Source organism: Blautia sp. OM07-19 (assembly GCF_003481595.1).
Taxonomy (GTDB): domain Bacteria; phylum Bacillota; class Clostridia; order Lachnospirales; family Lachnospiraceae; genus Blautia_A; species Blautia_A intestinihominis.
In genome coordinates this window covers 84194-99458 of the sequence record NZ_QULA01000012.1, presented here as the reverse complement: position 1 = coordinate 99458, position 15265 = coordinate 84194, and the positions used below count along the sequence as shown (strand labels likewise).

17 protein-coding genes are annotated in these 15265 nt (G+C 38.2%); 5 read left to right on the top strand and 12 right to left on the bottom strand.

Going from position 1 to position 15265, the window contains the following annotated elements; all coding sequences use genetic code 11:
- Nucleotides 1–259: 259 nt before the first annotated feature.
- The 12 genes from DXC01_RS10310 to DXC01_RS10250 all read right to left on the bottom strand — a co-directional run bounded on the left by DXC01_RS10310 (nt 260) and on the right by DXC01_RS10250 (nt 9795).
- Complete coding sequence (locus DXC01_RS10310) at nt 260–1126, bottom strand: hypothetical protein (protein WP_118698845.1); 867 nt, start codon at nt 1124–1126, stop codon at nt 260–262.
- A gap of 465 nt (nt 1127–1591) precedes the next feature.
- Nucleotides 1592–2545, bottom strand: coding sequence for a helix-turn-helix domain-containing protein (locus DXC01_RS10305; RefSeq protein ID WP_118698844.1), 954 nt, complete (start codon nt 2543–2545; stop codon nt 1592–1594).
- 107 nt (nt 2546–2652) lie between these two features.
- Nucleotides 2653–3132 carry an MGMT family protein gene (locus DXC01_RS10300; RefSeq protein WP_117650622.1) on the bottom strand — a complete coding sequence of 160 codons (480 nt, stop codon included), beginning with the start codon at nt 3130–3132 and terminating at the stop codon, nt 2653–2655.
- A gap of 86 nt (nt 3133–3218) precedes the next feature.
- Entirely contained in the window at nt 3219–3686 is a 468-nt protein-coding gene (locus DXC01_RS10295; RefSeq protein ID WP_118314506.1) for a hypothetical protein, read from the bottom strand.
- A gap of 73 nt (nt 3687–3759) precedes the next feature.
- Nucleotides 3760–4539, bottom strand: coding sequence for a hypothetical protein (locus DXC01_RS10290; RefSeq protein WP_118698843.1), 780 nt, complete (start codon nt 4537–4539; stop codon nt 3760–3762).
- Nucleotides 4540–4709: 170 nt separating this feature from the next.
- A complete protein-coding gene (locus tag DXC01_RS10285) occupies nt 4710–6104 on the bottom strand; it encodes a plasmid recombination protein (protein WP_118698842.1) in 1395 nt (464 codons plus the stop codon).
- 247 nt (nt 6105–6351) lie between these two features.
- Nucleotides 6352–6573 carry a DUF5348 domain-containing protein gene (locus DXC01_RS10275; protein ID WP_118698840.1) on the bottom strand — a complete coding sequence of 74 codons (222 nt, stop codon included), beginning with the start codon at nt 6571–6573 and terminating at the stop codon, nt 6352–6354.
- Nucleotides 6574–6742: 169 nt separating this feature from the next.
- Nucleotides 6743–6976: a complexin-2 gene (locus DXC01_RS10270; protein ID WP_118698839.1), complete on the bottom strand. Its 234-nt coding sequence runs from the start codon at nt 6974–6976 to the stop codon at nt 6743–6745.
- Between the two features lie 70 nt (nt 6977–7046).
- Nucleotides 7047–8060 (bottom strand): AAA family ATPase, encoded by a 1014-nt coding sequence (locus DXC01_RS10265; protein ID WP_118698838.1) that lies wholly within the window; start codon nt 8058–8060, stop codon nt 7047–7049.
- A gap of 105 nt (nt 8061–8165) precedes the next feature.
- A complete protein-coding gene (locus DXC01_RS10260) occupies nt 8166–8531 on the bottom strand; it encodes a plasmid mobilization protein (protein ID WP_118698837.1) in 366 nt (121 codons plus the stop codon).
- On the bottom strand, nt 8531–9595 hold the full coding sequence (locus DXC01_RS10255) for a site-specific integrase (RefSeq protein WP_118698836.1): 1065 nt from the start codon (nt 9593–9595) through the stop codon (nt 8531–8533). The genes DXC01_RS10260 and DXC01_RS10255 overlap by 1 nt, the downstream gene beginning before the upstream one ends.
- 11 nt (nt 9596–9606) lie before the next feature.
- Nucleotides 9607–9795, bottom strand: coding sequence for a helix-turn-helix transcriptional regulator (locus tag DXC01_RS10250; protein WP_117449617.1), 189 nt, complete (start codon nt 9793–9795; stop codon nt 9607–9609).
- A gap of 159 nt (nt 9796–9954) precedes the next feature.
- Between DXC01_RS10250 and DXC01_RS10245 the strand changes: the two genes are divergently transcribed.
- From DXC01_RS10245 to DXC01_RS10225, 5 genes are all read left to right on the top strand, one after another.
- The gene (locus DXC01_RS10245; RefSeq protein WP_118698835.1) at nt 9955–10575 is read left to right on the top strand and encodes a helix-turn-helix domain-containing protein; all 621 of its coding nucleotides are present in this window, start codon (nt 9955–9957) and stop codon (nt 10573–10575) included.
- Nucleotides 10576–10585: 10 nt separating this feature from the next.
- Complete coding sequence (locus tag DXC01_RS10240; protein ID WP_118698834.1) at nt 10586–12067, top strand: AAA family ATPase; 1482 nt, start codon at nt 10586–10588, stop codon at nt 12065–12067.
- 312 nt (nt 12068–12379) lie between these two features.
- Nucleotides 12380–13555: a MarR family transcriptional regulator gene (locus DXC01_RS10235; protein WP_023921589.1), complete on the top strand. Its 1176-nt coding sequence runs from the start codon at nt 12380–12382 to the stop codon at nt 13553–13555.
- Nucleotides 13556–13557: 2 nt separating this feature from the next.
- Nucleotides 13558–14088 (top strand): hypothetical protein, encoded by a 531-nt coding sequence (locus DXC01_RS20035; RefSeq protein WP_005333547.1) that lies wholly within the window; start codon nt 13558–13560, stop codon nt 14086–14088.
- Nucleotides 14089–14220: 132 nt separating this feature from the next.
- Nucleotides 14221–15069 (top strand): MerR family transcriptional regulator, encoded by an 849-nt coding sequence (locus tag DXC01_RS10225; protein WP_005333545.1) that lies wholly within the window; start codon nt 14221–14223, stop codon nt 15067–15069.
- Nucleotides 15070–15265: the final 196 nt, after the last annotated feature.

Sequence of the window (15265 nt, the reverse complement as noted above, 5' to 3'; positions counted from 1 at the left end):
GGAATCATAGTTTTATAAATGCTTACGATTTCTGCTTTTTGATAAAGTTAATGACATTGCCTGTTTATAAGGCTTTCCAGAAATTTTTAATTATTCAAACTCGTCTCACAGGAGATTGATTTCTGTAATTTCAATAGCGTTTTCGCTACTTTTCATTGTTGTATTCGCCATATTAGCAGGCATAATTTTGACTGGCATAAAAATTGCACTCAAAATGTACTCATATATCAATCCAATTATTTATTCCGAAATACAGAAATTATCTCTCATTATTGCATTCGCCCCTGAATTCTTTTATCAGATTCTCAAATTCTGCTACAGACATTCTACTATACATTTTGCACCAATATTTCTTTTGAAAGAGCATCACTTTATGCCCTGAAAGTTTACATACTTTTATCACAAGCCAACGATGTCTTCTTTGAATTTTTTTATCTTTTGCTTCCTTAAATGACATCCTGACAAACAACACTTCATATTTTGAATAAAGTTCAAGTATGTATTCTAACGGTATAATTAGTATTAAATACACAATAGGAATCATAAAACTAATAAAAGTATTTAATGCATCCAGTTCTTTATATTCATGTATTCCAATCTTTATAGTCTCGTATAGCATCCAAAATCCTGCCACCGCAAGAACCATATCTAGCAACTTATGTACTTTCTCATACTCCTCTTCGCGCTCTGCAATTACATTCATAATTACAATTATTGTTGTGATCGGAATAATTACCAATTCAACCCATATGTTGAAAGTAAATGTACTAATAATAAATTCCAAAACAATCGTCAATTTCAAATTATCTTTTAAAACTTTTCTAATATATTCCTCATCTGCCTCTTTTGAAACAGCATTCATGCAGTATATCAAACCTGAAAAGACAAACCAAACTATAATATCTTTAATAAAAGCATTATCCCAAAACGGTAACTGATAAAATATTAAAGTTATACCCAAAACATAAAGGAAAATAATCCCCCAAAGTATTCTTAACTTCTTACCAAAGAATATTTTTACAACATTCCAAAATGCCTCTCTAATCTGTCTATGTACCATTGCATACACAAATAAAATAAATGCCCAGATCACAGTTGCCCATTCCCTAGTAGTTAAAATTTCCATATATCATTTACTTCCCAATCCGAAGTTTATTCCACTGTTATTTTTTTCAATATCGGCAAGTATCCTACATAATTCAATTATTATAGTTGCACTTACTTTAATTTGCTGTTGCAGCCATACACTCTGACTGTTATAATCAGTGCATGGGTGCTACCATACAACGGTAGGCGGTTAGTCCTTCAGCAGAGGGACTGTGACCCTCTGATTACATAGAAACCCGAACGGGAATCCACTGGAAAGGAGGGCTAAGCCAATGAGTATTTTAGATTTTATAGCAGTAGTGGGCTTCGGCTTAACCTGCTTTAGTATCGGATACACATTCGGTAAGGATAATCATAAACCACAAAAATAGCCGCCCCAGTCTGGTAAACTAAGCGGCAATTTTTGTCTAACTTTATATCGGACTAACCGTCTATCGGTAGCACTCTTTTTCTATAATCATATTATCACGGTTCCATAGAAATGTCAAAATTTTTCTTTGCTTTGAGAATCATCTGCGGCTTCGATAATCTGTATTGCCTTTTTCGCTTCATCACCTTCCACCAATACATCCACACCATACATACCAAATCCCGGTGCACCATGCATAGCGACGCTTGCACTCGCTTCCTGTGAAAAAGCAGCAATTCCTTGTTCTTTTAAAAGTTCTATAATTCTTCCCGCTTCTACTATATCTTTAGCGTTGTAAATTTTTGTACTGCCTGTCTTTGTCGTTGGAATATCTCTTTGCTCCTCATTAACTGAAATCCGGCGTCTGTTCCGGTTAAAATATGATAATACTCTGAGAACAATAAATGCCACGATTGTAATTCCACCCAGAAAAAGTAAAGCGAAATATATCGTTTGCTTCTCGGTTGCCCCCATTCTTCTCAGGCAGATACCATAAAACACAGAGAAAATTCCTGCACAGATCACACTGGTAAGGAAATCTCTCCATAGTGCCTCTCTCGCAGACAAGCCTTTATCCCAAATGCCATTATGTACCATAATAAACGCATATACAATTCCGCCTACCAGAGCAATTAACGTTTCACCCAGCACCAGACGAAGATTTACTGCCAATAGAAGCTGTATGATAATAGCTCCAACACTGATCAGGAACATAGATGCAAAAGCAAGATTTCCGGCTTTTAAAGCTTTTTGCTTTACCCAATCTTCATAATCAGCTACTTTGTTTAATGTTTCTTTCATCTCTTTGTTCATGGTCGAACTCCTTTCTCCATCCAGGAGCTCTTTTATTTCAATGTCATAATAATCAGCAAGTTCAACCAATATACTTAGATCCGGCATATTCGATCCTGTCTCCCATCTGGAAACGGTTCTCGCCGATACGCCAAACTTTTCTGCAAGCTGTTCTTGTGTAAGATTTTTTTCCTTACGGCATTGTTTCAAAAAAGCTCCTATCTTTTTTGTGTCCATGTTTCTACCTCTCTTTCACCTACAGCTTACCAATTATTTCAAAAAATCCCACGACACAAACCGAGAATCACCTGATTTTCCACCAGACATTGCGTGTCTGGTACAGATTAATCCATTTCAAACAAAAAATTTTCGTAATCTTTTACGTAATATCTGATATTTTTCCGGCCTTTTTGAATAATGATATGTCCCTCTGCTTCCAGTCTTACTTTCTGTGCCTGGATACCTCCGGGATACTTTTCATTCAATTCACCATTTGCTTTCAGCGTTCTCCAGTAAGGAGTTTTATCTTTCAATCTCTGATGGCTTGCCCAGGCAGCAATAGATACAAAAATTCCGGCAGTTATAGGTTCTGTAAAATCTGCATCATTCTCTTTTGCAAAAAATTCTCTTATCTTTCCAACTGTAATCACTTTACCATATGGAATTTTTTTCATCACTTCATCATAAGCAATGGGCGGTGCAAAGTACATTTTGTTTCCACCATATTTTTCAATGCTCTTTACATCCGTGATTATCTGAAACTTTGGCATATCTTTATTATCCTGCAGCATTGCATTAAAATCCTTCTTATCTTCATTAGCCATATCCGCCACCTCCTGATCTAAGAATATACATCTTTCCGATTTTATGCAATGAGACACTTTTGTAAATTTCTTATCATAACCAGAATTTATAACTCTTTCCTATGGTTTAAGTGAATGCCAATATGTCCTACCCCCAGTATTATTGTAGACACGAATAACATTGGGTTTCGTCCGTATATAGCAATCAAACAACACGCTATAACTGGAAGAGTAGCACCTGCAACAGGAATACCCATTATACTGCTATAAAAATCTTTCATCGTCTTTTCACTTTTAAAATATCGTATCCAATATAATTCATACATAATCATCAGCACAAATGCAGCAATTAACCAAATCATCCATGCTGTAATACCTTGAATATTAAAATCACTGAAAATCAGCAACAAACAAGTCACTAAAACTTCGCCGGCTCTCTCAAACAACAGCAAGATTTTGTTTTCATTATGTACATATTTTTCGTAATCCTTTGGCTGATTCTTCGTCCAATATAAGTTTGGAATCATCAACATGATAAGAAAAATCAATCCAATATATGAAAATCCCAAATGCATACATTCACCTCATGATTCCCGATAATTTTCAGTTCTATAAACTGAATTACGATTTTTCATTTTGAAGAAAAATCTAAACAATCAATCGTTTTCTTAAATATCCGCTTTTCTTCATTCGTTCATATGTACCAAGTGTATCATTTTTATTTATAAACTCCAATGCTTCGTCATATTCCATTCCTAATATAAGTAAATTCATTCTTGCAGCATGCAAATAATTCTCGTACCATTCCCATTCTGGATTCCTAGACAATTCTCGAATTGTAGAGCGTGATACTATAGGATTTATTACGTAATTATCTGGTTGACAAAAACTATTTACAATATTAATATTGTTCTCCATTACTTTTGTTTGTCCCACCATAGAACCACCCATACTATTCCATAGAGGAAAATGACCATACTTTCTTCGGAATGACTCAATTAATATGCCTTCTACTCTCTTTATATCATCTCGTCCTTGCTCACTTAACATATCCTCAATTGGAGAGTTCTGCTGCTTTGCAAATTTCTCATACACTTTTCTGTTTCTATGAACCAACGGTTGAGATAACGGCGATTGCACAAATATTGTGTAACCCAATCGTTCATTTCTTGAAAAATAATCTTCAATTTGTTTTTGTTTCGATCCCTCTTTAATTGGTAAAATCCCATTATGCTGTTTAAATCTTTCTGCTAGGTCGCCTGCTAATCCAATATAGAGAACTGCTTCCGCATAGTAATCCCAAAAACAATAAATTCCTGCCGAAGCCCAACCGTAGTTATCTGTCGGAGAACATAAATCATCGATAGCATCTGCCATTTCCAAGGCTTCTTCTTTTCTATACGCATCTATAATAACTGTTCCAAACATTACATATCTCCTTGCTAAACACCATCTGTCTTTTTCTCATTTTATCACACTCACATTCCAAACACCATTCTTATATTAGCAAAAGAACAGCCTTCCGACTGCTCTCTGTGCTTACTATAATGTAGCTAACTTACATATCGTTCGCATCCTATATATGTTTTTTCATATTCTCACAACTCCATTTCTTTGTGTTTGATTTTATTTTTCTTCTGCTGCATATTGTGCTCCTGGCTTCTTTCTCTGCCCCATTGCAGCCTGTCACTCAGTTTTCTCGGCATCTGCTCTTTTCGTTTTTGTTCTTCCAGTGCTTTTTCCTTCTGAATATCACGCCAAATTGCCGACTCTATAGTATCACTGCCAAATATCCGTAGTGCTCTTTTATATTTATCTGATATTACTTCCAGCTTATCTACATCATCACACAACTGATTGCACATATCCGCCACCTTATCAGCATCCTTTTCTAGATCATCATAATCTTTCTTCAACTGCTGATATTTATCTCTCCATTTTTCTGCTTCTCTGGAAAGTTCTATCACCTTTGCAGCTAATCCTGCAATATAATTCTTCATCTTAGCGAACAGAGGTTTAATCTTTTTATTGCGGTATGTAGACGCCAGTTCCAGTGCCCCGACTTCTGGCAACACTAATTTAATTTGCCCGGAATTCTTTAATTCCTTATCAATACTATTTATGATTGGCTGTAACTGATTCCGTTGCTTCTCCATATGCTTCAGTTCTTTGTCCGCCTGTTCTTTGCTTTCCCTGACTTGATCTCTGGCTTTTTCTGCATCAGCTTTTTCCTGATTAAGCGCCTTTATATCTGATTCTGTCGCTTCTACATCTGCTGTCAAATTTTCTATTTTCTGCTCCAGCTCCTTTACTTCTTTTGCACGTTCCTTCTTCTTAAAATTATACACATCCAGATGTTCTTCATGAGTTCCTCTCTGCTCCCATTCGATTTCATGCCGCTCCATAATCTCTGCCAGAACTTCTTTTTCATGATTGATCCATTGATTCAATTCTGTATCATGCTTGGCACCGCCTTGAAATCCAAGGCTTTTCAACGCCTGTTTCAACGAGACTCTTGTATCCATTCCTTTTCCCTTCCATCCGGTCACATAAGGTACAAAATCAATATGTAGATGTGGGGTAGCTTCGTCCTGATGCAGATAGCAGCAAAATACCCGGAGTGTTGGATTTCGTCTCTGAAAATCCTGCATATATTCATCCAATACTTTCACCGCAAGATCTCCCTCTGGTGTCCCGGCAGCCATATCTTTATTATTTCCAATCTGGAAAATTACTTCATGGAACAACTTCTCCTGCTTTCCATGCTGAATCTTATCATAATAATTCGTAATCTTCCGATCATTTCTTTTCCCGACATTATACCGTTCTACCGATTCATCAAACAGTTCTTTGTAAACATCCTTCAGATTTTCATCCCGGTAACAAATGTTCAGATATACTCTGTTCTGATTAACATTTTCTGCAATAAAATCCCTTCTGTTATGCGCAAGAGAACCTGTTCCTGTCATACCGCTGATTGTTCTTTTCATCATCCTATTTTTTCACCTCACATTCTCTAAATAGTGCCGGATACGGCACATAAATTGTATTCATGCCCGTTAGGGCGGTTTTGTTACTTTTTTCAAAAGTAACGCAAAAGCACTTTCGACAGCCGTACCGTCCATCAAAAGTACCCTTGCGCCCTGCCGGGGTGCAAGACGTCCGGGGGACGTCTGTTCTGCACCGGCCGAAGCGGAGCGAAGACCTTTTTCTCCCTTCGGTCGGTATGTCTGTGCCCTGTTATATCCTTGCCTGAATATATTCCAGGTCACCACGATACGGTGTGCCCACCAGATACCAGTTCCGCTCAGCATCCATTTCCATCCGGGTCTGTACCCATTTGCCATCCAGCAAAATCTGCAGGCATTCCCCACAATGCAATCCGGTATCAATCCATAAGTCCGATAACAAGATGCCATATCTTCCGTTACTACTGTTGTAACCAAGTCTTCCCTCTCTCATTGTCCAGTCTCCTTTCCAGATACATTCAAAATCCTTACCAAGGATGCCCTGTCAGGGCTCCCTTTCAGATGTCTTACAAAAACTTCCGTCCTCACATCTGCAACTTTTCCTTGTCTGCCATTTATACAGGAGCGTGCCACGCCCCTGTCATATGGCATTCAAAGAAGAATTACCATCGAAAGTCAGCCTGTATTCCCCGCCTGTCCAGATACTCCTGTCGGGCTTTTTCCCGTTCTTCCTCTGTTGGAGCGGTTTTTGATTTCGTATATAATTCACGTTCCACCATAGTGTTCATTTTCTGTTCCAATCCTTTTTTCACATCTTCAGTACAACTATCATCATCAAGCAGATGATATCGGAGCAGTTTCATAAATAATTCCTGTGGTATTTGTACATTTTTCATTCATAGCTCCTTTCAAGATAGCAAGATTCCCTGTTCTTAAAGAGATGGTAATCTTGCCATCTTCCCAATACTATTCAGGCAACATCCAGAACCACTGGTTACCAATCTTCACAGACTCAATTTCAAGTTCCTTCTTCGCATTCCATAGTGTTTTCTTTTTAATTCCCCGACTTTCCGCTTCTTCTGCCACCTTTGTCTGTGCTACAGAACCAGATGTCAGGACTTCCTGCAGAAATTCCTTTGCTGCATGAATTTTCTGCCCCCGGTTATCTCCGCTTAACAAATCATCGGCACTGATGTCATATTCCCCAATCCATTCAAATCCCGTATCTTTATCCAAACGAAATGCAATGGATTTTCCTTCCGGTGCAAGGGAACTTTTCACATGACACACCACACGAATTTCTTGTTCATCCTTGATCCTTCCGACAATCAGTACGCTTCTGGCTGCTGCTTGAAAATCAATAGAGCCAAGTCCACGGTATGACGATTTCCCATTACTGTTTTTGTTCATATGACCAATCAAAATAATCGCACAATGATATTTCTCTGCAAGCATCGCCACACGCTTCATCAAGGGGCGGATTTCATTTGCCCTGTGCATATCTACATCAGTCCCCAGAAAACCCTGTATCGGGTCTAAAACTACAAGGCGTGCTTTTGTCCGTATGATAGCTTCTTCTAATCTGGCATCCATCATAGTCAACGCCTGATCGTTATCATCAATTACCATCACTCTGGAACAGTCTGCACCTGCTGAAAGAAGTCGGGGCTTAATGGTATCGCCCAATCCATCCTCTGCAGTCTGATAAATCACATTTACCGGCTCCAGAGCCATTGTTTTTTCCTTCAAGGCTGATTCATCACTGTCCGATGGTAATACCGCCTCGCCTTTTGTCATCTTTGCAATAATCTGCAGCACCATTGTGGTCTTGCCCTCACCAGGATCTCCCTGCACAATCGTAACTTTCCCAAAGGGAATAAAGGGATAAAGCAGCCAGTCTATTTTTTCTATCTCTACTTGTTCCATATTAATCAGTTTTAAATTCGGTTCATCTCTTCTGTTATCCAAAATTACCTCCATTTTCTGTTGAAAGAAAGTGGAGACTTTGGTAGAATAACCTTAGTATTTGATTTGGATTTTCTACCAAGTCTCCGCCTTTAGGTGTTTGCCGACACTTAAAGGCTTTTACTTTTCATCTTCCAATATCTCTGTTTTAAAATCACTTGCTTTCCATGTTACTGAACAATCATTACCAGTGATTTCAATTACCTGTTGCATTAGTGCCCGGCAATCTGCCAGTACCTCATATAAATCCTCTGTTTCCAGATGATCCAGACGTTCCCACAATCTCCGTATTTCAAGGCTTAACCGATCACTTTGATATTTACCAACCGCAATCTTTACTTCCTGATGGAGTACCGACTGAATGAAATATTTCCCTTTTGGCAGTCCACTCACTTTAATGCGAGCTTCTAATTCTCTGCGTTCCTCTGGTGTCATTCGAAAACAAACTGTCTGATTACGTTTTCTGTCTTTATCTAATCCACTCATTACAAATCCCCCTTGTATTCACTGTCCAGCCGTTCAGCCAGTTTTGTCTGCTTGTTTGGATAAAGATGTGCGTAGGTATTCAGCGTAGTTTCCACTTTTTCATGTCCGAGCCGATTCGCAATCTCCAATGGCGAAAATCCCAGTTCGATCAACATACTTGCATGGGAATGCCTCAAATCATGTACTCTTATCCGTTTTACGCCACTTTCTTTAATTCCTCGCTGCATTTCATGCTCCAGATAATATTTTGTAATGGGAAACAGCCTGTCGTTCTCCTGCAAATCGTATAAACTGTCCATATAATCTTTGATATCTGCAGCCAGAAACTCTGGAATGGTAATCACTCTCTTGCTCTTCGGTGTCTTTGGTGGAGTGATCACATCTTTCTTGCCAAGACGTTGATATGATTTTGTGATAGAAATTGTTCTCTTTTCCAGATCTACATCTTTAGGATTCAGAGCCAGAAGTTCTCCCAAACGCATTCCCGTCCAGTACAAGGTCATAAATGCCATATAAGAAAGTCTTTTGTTCATAACACTGTCGATAAACTTCCTAAATTCCTCTCCTATCCAGAAATCCATTTCTTCTGCCTTGCTCTTACCCATACTTCCGGCTTTTGCACAGGGATTACTTTTCAAATCGTAATATCGAACCGCATAATTAAAGATTGCGCTCAACTGATTATTGATTGTTTTCAGATAAGTGGGTGAATACCCCATTTTAATCAATTCATTCTGCCATTGACGGATGTCAGCTGCAGTAATGTCATTTACCCGCTTATTCCCGAAATACGGGAGAATTTTCAACTCCACGATATACTTTTTCGTTCTCATGGTATGCTCCCGCAGACGTGTCTCAATATCTGCATAATACATCTTCCAAAAATCCTCAAACTTCATATCAAAGTCCGCTTTTTGCTTAATAAGGAAATTTCGAAGCCATTCCTCCGCCTCTCTTTTGGTCGCAAAACCTCTTTTGGTGGATTTCCGGCGTTTCCCCTGCCAATCTGTATAACGATACTGAATCAACCATTTTCCTGTTTTCTTGTCTTTTTCCGCTTTCATTCGACCACCTCCTATGCACTGAAACCATACCAGCGTTTTTCAAAATAGCGTCTGGGAACTTTACCCGCAATCACCAGAAATCCCTCTTTTTCCAGTTCCTGATTCAGCTTACGAATCAACTTGTAAGCATGACCTACAGAAACACCCAGCATTTCTGCGAGTTCATTTGCAGTAATATAAATCTTGTTGTTTTCTGCCATATATGCATCCTCCTTTTCTTTTTATAGCTATATCGCTACATTTTATATTCTCATTATATGTAGCGACTTCGCTATTGTCAAGTATTTTGAAATGCTAGTAGAAAAATTTTTTCAAACATGGTATAATGTAGCCATCTCGATACATGGAGGACGATAAGAATGACCATAGGAGAAAAAATCAAATACTGCAGAAAGCAAATCGGAATCACGCAAGATAAACTGGCTGAGCTGACCGGTATCCATCCGGTTTCTATCCGAAAATACGAAACCAATAAAATGCAGCCACAACCTCCTCAGTTAGAGAAAATTGCAGCTGCACTCGGTGTCAGTTATAATGCTTTGAATGGCAGTGATACTGCTGGACTTCGTCTGGAAACAGTCGGTGATCTGATGGGCGTACTTATGGTTCTTTGCAATTCCGGCATCCTCCAGATCAGTGGAGAGCGAGGAGAAGACAAGCTGTTAAAGGACGATACCGTATCCATCCATCTGAATCCGGTTCTTTCCTCTTATCTTGAAATCGGATATACGGCCAGAGGAAAAACACATACGCTGTCTTTGCGGGATGCTTTGTTGAATATCAGAAGTTATAAGGTTTTTAATGACTTATTGAAATGGGAAAAAATGAATTTTATCTACCAGAGTGCTTTGAAATCCGCTGGTGATAATCCAAATGAAGCCACACAGGTAGCTATAGATGAGATAGCTGAGACAAAAGAAAAAGTAGAATTGGAATTGCAGAGAAGCCATTATCCACTAATAGATACTACAGATAATTAGGGAGGAATTTATGCAAATTTCTGAGCAGTATATTGAATCAATACATTTTGACAAATTGAAAAATTTAAAAGATTTAACCCTTAATTTCTCTGACACAAGATTAACAGCAATTATGGGCGTTAATGGTGCTGGAAAATCTACTATATTACATGCATTAGCCTGTTGTTACAAACCTCTTGATGGAGAAACAAGAGAAGATTACAAATTTAGTTACTTCTTTACCCCCAACCCTTATGCATTGTGGAATGACAGCAAATTTGAAGTCACTCACTCATATAAACTGAAAGGTGAGCCAAAACGAAGCACTATTTCTTTTGCTAAGGATGAACGTTGGACTCCACATTATAACCGTAGACCAGAAAGGCATATAGAATATTTTGGTATAGAAACATGTGTTCCAGCAATCGAGCAGGAGCATACCAATTCATTTATAAGTTTTGCTACAGATGAAGAATTAAAGGATAGTAGTAAAATCATTTCATCCACTGGTTATGTTCTAAATATTGCTTATGATAATCTCAAATATTTGAAATCAAAAAAAGGTAAAACCTACCTTGGTGTATCAAGTGAGCAAAACGGAACATACGTTTCTTTAAGTATGGGAGCTGGAGAACAACGTGTTTTTAAAATTCTTAGTGCACTATACTCTGTCCCCAAATATTCACTAGTATTAATAGACGAAGTTGATTTACTTTTACATACTAATGCTTTACGCAGACTAATTAAAAAAATGTATGAAATAGCTAATGACAGCAAACGTCAGTTACAAATTATTTTTACCACACATTCCATTTTAATGAATGAATTACGAGACTATGTTGGTATTCAATACATTACTCAGACTTCACAAAAAACTCTTGTTAGCAATTATATCTCTTCTGATTCTATTCAAGATTTAATGGGTAAATCAGAAAAACCCATTAAAATATATGTGGAAGATGATTTATCAAAAACAATTATCTCTCAGATTTGCCATTCAATGAATTGCAAAAGATATGTTGATATTTTTACTTTTGGACCTGCAAGTAACTCTTTTACTATACTTTCAGGCTTTGAATTAGATAATAAACTAAGTGAAAATATTATTGCTGTTCTTGATGGCGATGTATATAAAACAGACGAAGAAAAGCTAACGCAAATAAAAGACAAGATAACCGGACAAGCATTTAATACCGAGCGTAATAATGTTTTATCGCATATAATTCAATATAATTTACCAAATAATTATAAACCTGAAAAGTGGATACGCGAAATGATAATAACCACTTCCTCTGAAATCATACCAAACGATAATGAGATAAAACAAGTATTGACTAATATACATAGCGTCGACGATGACCATAAATATATAAATGACGCCATTGAAAGGCTTGATTATGATAAAGCTATTGGTCTATCAAAAATAATCGAACTTGCTTCAAAATCTGAAAAATGGAATGATTATGTGCAACCAGTAATAACATGGCTTCAACAGCACATAGAGCATATATAATTGATTTTTGTACTCAATCTGTACTCAAACCACATAGCAAGAGCCCGGAAACCCGCATGAATGCTGGATTTCCGAGCTCCATTTTTTTACTCAAACTCCAGACAGACAGTACGGAGTATTAACGCATATAGACGATTTTAAAGGCTTTTTAACCAGTTAAGAGCAACATAGCCACATAATCTAAATTTTAAAAATGCAATAAAAATGCAATGAGTGACACGACTACTTGCTATACTTCCATCGGCTTCTTCTTGATACCAACACTATGAAAAGTCCGATTACAATTAAATATACTTTGAAAGGAAGATCACCATGAATTACAAATTAGAACTCAAACAAATCGTGGAATTTCCACGCTGTCGCATTTACCGTGACTTCATACAAACTTTAATCACTACCAAGAGCATCCGAACTACCGGGGGCTCTTTTCTTTTTTATTATCTGGTATTATGCTCCTATGCAAATTACCGCACATCCTACCGCCGGATGGAACACATTACCTATACCATTGGTCCAGGAGAGTGGATCTGCACAGTCACAGATCTTCAGGAATGGTTTCGCTGCCGTTTCCAACATCAAGCGTTGTCCATCCTTCGATTTTTTGAAGAGCAGAATTACATTACCTACTCTCTTCTCGGCAAAAACCGCCTGGTCAAATTCAAAATATCAGACTGGCCCAAAGACAATACCGTATTGGAATACAACTATCCCTGTAAAAAAGATACAGGGTTTTTCTTTTTCCCGATTGCCAAAGTTCACGAACTAATTGGCATTGGAAAATGCTCGGAAATGGATGTTATTCTGGATCTGTGGATTCATGCAGTTTACAACGATTCCTCTGTCCTGGGATCTGATTCCGGTCCCATTGTCTATTACCGGGATAATACCGGAAATCCCCTTACCAGCTTTAATGAACTGGGTGAAAGGTGGAGTCTGTCAAAGGCATCGGTATCACGACTCTTGAAGAAACTGGAGGAAAAAGAATACATTACACTTATCTCATTTACAGGAAAACACGGAAGCGTAATTTATCTCAACAATTACCTGTCCGTGATGTTTAATATCAGCGACGTTATGATTGACAAGGAGGAGATCGCTATGAAGATGCAATTACCAATCCATGTACCTGAAGAAATCACTATTGAGGATTCTGCTTCTGTTAGCGTTTCAGAAACTGTCACAGACTCACAAATCACCGTTACAAAAAATGATTCCTGCGTTCCAGATTCACACATGAAATTTATCGTGCAAAAAGTCGCAGAACTATTGGATTCACAAGGGATTCCATGTTGCCACTGCTCCAAAACCCGCTATATATTATCTCCATTATCAGCCTGCAAAGATATATTTAATACATTTACTCTAAATATTATCTGTCCCTACGGAAATGCCGCTTATCGGTTTGAGTTGTCCGTAAGTCCAGGGGATGAGTCTGCCCAAAAGATGCCTGCCGTGGCAGAGCCTTCTGCACTGAAAGGGGGGGAATAGACATGGCAAACCGCAATACACAGGGATTTCCTTCACCCGAAGAAGATCCACGTTTTCACGACACCTATCAGTTTTTACGCAGATACCGGGATGCAACCTACAGCCTGAAGGTAGTCGTACACCAGATGGAGCACCAGTTTAAGCTCCAATACGACAATGACATCGACAAATTTCTGGACTCCATCTATGCTGCCGGGGCTGATCTTACCGGAAGCGACATCGAACAACGGGCAAAAAGTATTGCCAGAAGCAACCAGATGCTGAAGCTTTTGGAATCATCCATCGATCTCCTCCGGAACAATCACAAGCATGGGGAACAGTATTACTGGATTCTCTACTACGCTTTTCTCTCTCCACAGGAAATGAAAAATACAGATGAGATATTGGATAAGCTGGCTCACCACATCACCAATATTTCCTACCGCACCTATTACCGGAAACGCAGGGCTGCGATTGAAGCACTCAGTACCATCCTTTGGGGATTTACTGCAAAAGAGACATTGGATACGCTCAACAAGTTCTTTCCAGAGTAATACATATCGCCTATCTCCTCGGCTTTTCGTAATATCATAAAAATGTTATACTAAAAAATGCAAAATATATATTGACTCTCACGGAACGTCATAGCGTACAGTTATCTTATCAGGAACAGGAGGTCAGCAACTATGAGGACAGTCAAAGAAATATCAGAACTTACAGGTATCAGCGTTCGCACGCTTCACTATTACGATGAAATCGGGCTTTTAAAACCAACACAAAAAAGTGATGCGGGATACCGGCTTTATGACGATAGGGCATTGGAAATATTACAGCAGATTCTGTTTTTCCGTGAGTTTGACATTCCTTTGAAAGAAATCAAAGCTGTTCTGGAGAATCCTGCTCTTGAAAGGAACCAGATCTTGCAAATGCAGAGAAAAATGTTGGTAGCAAAGAAAGAACGTATGGAACATCTGATTGCCAGCATTGATGATATCCTGAAAGGAGAGAATAAAATGGATTTTGCGATTTTTAGTAAAACGGAAGTTGAAGAAATGTTCCAAACTATGTTTGAACATATGCCTGACAATATGAAAGAACTTGCTGTAAAAGAGTTTGGAAGCATTGAAGAATGGAAAAAGCATTATATTAAGACAGTTTCATCAGAAGAAATGCAGAAAGGCTATGCTAAAGTTGTTGAGTGGTATGGAGGAAAAGAGCAATTCCTGTCTGTTGCCAACAATCCTATTAGCAAAGAGGCTGCAGAAAGTTACAACCAACAATTTGACAATCTTTTATACAAATTAGCAGCTAAAAAAGTATGTTCACCAGATTCTTCTGAAGTAAGAGAACTTGTTTCCGAATACGGTTTTCTTATGAAACAACTTTCACAGATAAAGAAAGAACACGGTCTGATGGTTGCACAGGCTCAATATTACCGTAATGAAAAAATCAAACCTATGATAGATGAAAAATACGGCAATGGTACAGCCGAATTCTTCGCACAAGCTTTCGAAGCATTTTATAAAGACAAGTAATCATTAGAACTACACAAAAGCACAACAATACACCATGCAGGGAATCAAAATGGTTTCCTGCTTTTTTTATGCCAACCAGTGAAAATGGCACAGAAATGACCTGCTTCTGCGATTGAAGCGTAAAATTACCCATGCTACAATAGGTATTGCTTATAGTTTTCCTTATTTCCAGCACCCATAGATGGTGCTTTTTTTG

Coding starts and splice junctions, on each gene's coding strand:
- DXC01_RS10275 (WP_118698840.1), bottom strand. CDS start 6,573: ATGAGAGAGGGAAGACTTGGTTACAACAGTAGTAACGGAAGATATGGC.
- DXC01_RS10270 (WP_118698839.1), bottom strand. CDS start 6,976: ATGAAAAATGTACAAATACCACAGGAATTATTTATGAAACTGCTCCGA.
- DXC01_RS10290 (WP_118698843.1), bottom strand. CDS start 4,539: ATGTTTGGAACAGTTATTATAGATGCGTATAGAAAAGAAGAAGCCTTG.
- DXC01_RS10255 (WP_118698836.1), bottom strand. CDS start 9,595: ATGAAAGCGGAAAAAGACAAGAAAACAGGAAAATGGTTGATTCAGTAT.
- DXC01_RS10310 (WP_118698845.1), bottom strand. CDS start 1,126: ATGGAAATTTTAACTACTAGGGAATGGGCAACTGTGATCTGGGCATTT.
- DXC01_RS10265 (WP_118698838.1), bottom strand. CDS start 8,060: ATGGAGGTAATTTTGGATAACAGAAGAGATGAACCGAATTTAAAACTG.
- DXC01_RS10235 (WP_023921589.1), top strand. CDS start 12,380: ATGAATTACAAATTAGAACTCAAACAAATCGTGGAATTTCCACGCTGT.
- DXC01_RS10285 (WP_118698842.1), bottom strand. CDS start 6,104: ATGATGAAAAGAACAATCAGCGGTATGACAGGAACAGGTTCTCTTGCG.
- DXC01_RS10300 (WP_117650622.1), bottom strand. CDS start 3,132: ATGGCTAATGAAGATAAGAAGGATTTTAATGCAATGCTGCAGGATAAT.
- DXC01_RS10250 (WP_117449617.1), bottom strand. CDS start 9,795: ATGGCAGAAAACAACAAGATTTATATTACTGCAAATGAACTCGCAGAA.
- DXC01_RS10305 (WP_118698844.1), bottom strand. CDS start 2,545: ATGGACACAAAAAAGATAGGAGCTTTTTTGAAACAATGCCGTAAGGAA.
- DXC01_RS10240 (WP_118698834.1), top strand. CDS start 10,586: ATGCAAATTTCTGAGCAGTATATTGAATCAATACATTTTGACAAATTG.
- DXC01_RS10260 (WP_118698837.1), bottom strand. CDS start 8,531: ATGAGTGGATTAGATAAAGACAGAAAACGTAATCAGACAGTTTGTTTT.
- DXC01_RS20035 (WP_005333547.1), top strand. CDS start 13,558: ATGGCAAACCGCAATACACAGGGATTTCCTTCACCCGAAGAAGATCCA.
- DXC01_RS10245 (WP_118698835.1), top strand. CDS start 9,955: ATGACCATAGGAGAAAAAATCAAATACTGCAGAAAGCAAATCGGAATC.
- DXC01_RS10225 (WP_005333545.1), top strand. CDS start 14,221: ATGAGGACAGTCAAAGAAATATCAGAACTTACAGGTATCAGCGTTCGC.
- DXC01_RS10295 (WP_118314506.1), bottom strand. CDS start 3,686: ATGCATTTGGGATTTTCATATATTGGATTGATTTTTCTTATCATGTTG.